Source organism: Mycobacterium sp. MUNTM1, assembly GCF_054660795.1.
The window spans coordinates 1-2,655 of record NZ_BAAGDE010000121.1; the positions used below are offsets into that span (position 1 = coordinate 1).

A 2,655-nucleotide genomic window follows, 5' to 3' on the forward strand; every position below is an offset into this window, starting at 1 on the left:
CACGTCAAGGTCGTCGGCGTGGTCAACTACACGAAGATCTTCCCGGCCTGCCGTGCCGTCGTGCACCACGGCGGATCGGGCACCACGGCGGCGGGCCTGCGTGCCGGTGTTCCCACGCTGATCCTCTGGACGGCGGGTGACCAGCCGATGTGGGGGTCGCACGTCAAGCAGCTGAAGGTGGGCACGTCCCGGCGGTTCTCGGCCACCACGCCCGAAACCCTGGTCGCCGATCTGCGAAAGATCCTGGCGCCGCAGTACCTGACGCGTGCGCGGGAGCTCGCCACCCGGATGAGCAAGCCCGCCGAGAGCGCAGGTCGCGCCGTCGATCTGTTGGAAGAGTTTGCCCGCTCGGGGCGATGCGTCCCCGGCGTTCCTGCGGAGCGAAGTCGCTGAGCGGGGCAACGGATACACTGCGAAACGCATTACCGGCGCCCACCTGGCGTCTAGGCTCTACCGGTACTACTGGCTTGCGGAGTAAGGGGCAGTTTTGGCCGTGACTGATCACGACACGCGGTTGGCATACCTCGACCTGCTCCGGCGTGACCTCACCAGGTATGGCAGTGACGAGTTGGTGCCGGTCGGGTTGTACCGCCTGGGTCGTCCGCTTTTCAGTACACGCAACTTGATGCTGGTGCGTAAGCGTCCGTTCAACAAGCAGGCGCGTGATCTCGGGCTGGACTGGCCGGCGGATGCCTTGACGATGATCGGAATGACGCGGCTGACCAGCTTGCAGAACTGCGTCGAGACGGTGCTGGAAGAGGATGTGCCCGGCGACCTGGTCGAGTGCGGGGTGTGGCGCGGTGGCGCCTCCATCCTGATGCGCGCCGTGCTGGCGGCCCACGGGGACGAGAAGCGAACGGTGTGGCTGTGCGATTCGTTTGCCGGAGTGCCGCCCCCGGACACCGTCAATTACAAGGCGGATAAAGGGATTAGGCTGCACCGCCACGCGCGCATCCTGGGCGTGCCGCAAGATCACGTCAAGGCGAATTTCGAGCGCTATGGGTTGCTCGATGATCAGGTTCGTTTTGTTCCGGGCTGGTTCAAGGACACCCTGCAGGGCGCCCCGATTGAGCGCATTTCGGTGTTGCGGCTGGATGGCGATCTGTATGAGTCGACGATTCAGGCGCTCGATGCGCTCTACCCGCGGCTGTCGCCCGGCGGTTTCTGCATCGTCGACGACTACCACGCGATCAAGGCCTGCGCGCAGGCCGTAACGGATTATCGTGCAAAGCACGGCGTGACCTCGGAGATTGTCGAGATCGACGGCACCGGCGTGCTGTGGCGCAAGTGAGATAGCTGAATCTCTAGGTGTACGAAACGGTTTGCCCTCCGATGAGGGATGGTCGAAACACGATCACGGCGTTCCCATCGCGTTTCCCCGGGGCGCCGTGCGCGCCGATGTTATGGTTGCCGCCGTGGCAACAGGGCTGACAACTGGCACCCGCCTCAGGATGTGGTGGGTGCGCACCGAGTACTGGCTCGCACGTACGCTGCTGCCTGACGTCTATGCCAACGACGCGCTGATCACGTTCAACAATTTCCACGGGTTCCTCGATGATCCCGACTTCCAGCGCGCCTACCAGCGCGGTGCCAAATCTCTCGGCAACGAGGACTGGTATCAGTGGCAGTGGCGCGTGCACGTGGGGCTGTGGGCCGCGGCCAGCGCCAGCAAGCTCGAGGGCGATTTCGTCGAGTGTGGCGTCAGTTACGGCTTTTTGAGCAGCGCCATCATGGAGTACCTGGACTGGGATCACCTTGGCAAGACGTTCTACCTGCTCGACACCTTCGCCGGACTCGACCCGCGGTTCGTCACCGACAACGAACGCGAGGCGGGGGCGCTGGAGACGAGCGAGGGGCACCTGCGCAACGGGATGTACGCCAACGGAGTCGACAGCGTCCGCGCCAATTTCGCCCAATGGAAAAACCATCGCATCATCGTGGGCGCCGTGCCGGACACTCTCGAGCAGGTCGAGGCGACCTCGGTGGCCTACCTGCACATCGACATGAACTGCGCGCCCCCCGAAGTCGCTGCGCTGCGCTACTTTTGGCCGCGCCTGACACCCGGCGCCTTCGTGCTGCTGGACGACTACGCGAATCGGGGACGCGACGAGCAGCGTGTCGCGATGGATGAGGTCGCCGGCGAGCTGGGTGTGAAGATCTGCTCATTGCCCACCGGCCAGGGTCTGCTGATCAAGCCGGCGCGCTGAGCCGGCCGGTAAACGTAAACCCGCCTTACTCAATCCGTTTCCGGCGGGCGGCGGCTTCCAGCAGGTCGGCGGTGCGCTCGATGCTCGTGGCAGGTGCGGTCATGCGGGCGGCGAACTCCCGGGTGCGGGCGGCGTATTCGGGCGCGAGTATCTGGCGCAGGTCCGCGAACAGCGTTTCTTGCGACGCGGCCGAAAAGCGCCGCGCCGTACCCAGTTTCAGGCGTTTGATCGCGGCGGCCCAATACGGTTGGTCGGCGGAGCTCCACAGGGCCAGGGTCGGGATACCCGCGCGCAGACTCGCGGCCGTGGTGCCCGAGCCGCCGTGGTGAACGATCACCCTGCAGCCGGGAAAGATGGTCGCGTAGTTCACCACACCGACCGCCTTGACGTGATCGAAGTGCGGTACGTCGCTGAAGTCGGTGCCGCCGAAGCAAATTAGCGCCCGCTC

General features: G+C 64.9%; 4 protein-coding genes. 3 read left to right on the top strand and 1 reads right to left on the bottom strand.

The features are described 5' to 3' along the window. The 3 genes from ACYQ8K_RS29925 to ACYQ8K_RS29935 form a co-directional block, all read left to right on the top strand. On the top strand, positions 1 to 393 hold a 393-nt coding region (locus ACYQ8K_RS29925; protein WP_459974965.1), incomplete at its 5' end, for a glycosyltransferase. A gap of 94 nt (positions 394 to 487) precedes the next feature. Beyond that, positions 488 to 1,291, top strand: a complete 804-nt coding sequence (locus ACYQ8K_RS29930) for a TylF/MycF/NovP-related O-methyltransferase (protein ID WP_459974967.1) — start codon at positions 488 to 490, stop codon at positions 1,289 to 1,291. Positions 1,292 to 1,403: 112 nt separating this feature from the next. Further along, positions 1,404 to 2,207 (top strand): class I SAM-dependent methyltransferase, encoded by an 804-nt coding sequence (locus ACYQ8K_RS29935; RefSeq protein WP_459974971.1) that lies wholly within the window; start codon positions 1,404 to 1,406, stop codon positions 2,205 to 2,207. 25 nt (positions 2,208 to 2,232) lie between these two features. Here ACYQ8K_RS29935 and ACYQ8K_RS29940 read toward each other — a convergent pair. Beyond that, on the bottom strand, positions 2,233 to 2,655 hold a 423-nt coding region (locus ACYQ8K_RS29940), incomplete at its 5' end, for a glycosyltransferase (RefSeq protein ID WP_459974969.1).

Excerpts from the sequence above, each read along its gene's own strand:
- ACYQ8K_RS29935 (WP_459974971.1), top strand. The coding sequence starts at position 1,404 with ATGGTTGCCGCCGTGGCAACAGGGCTGACAACTGGCACCCGCCTCAGG.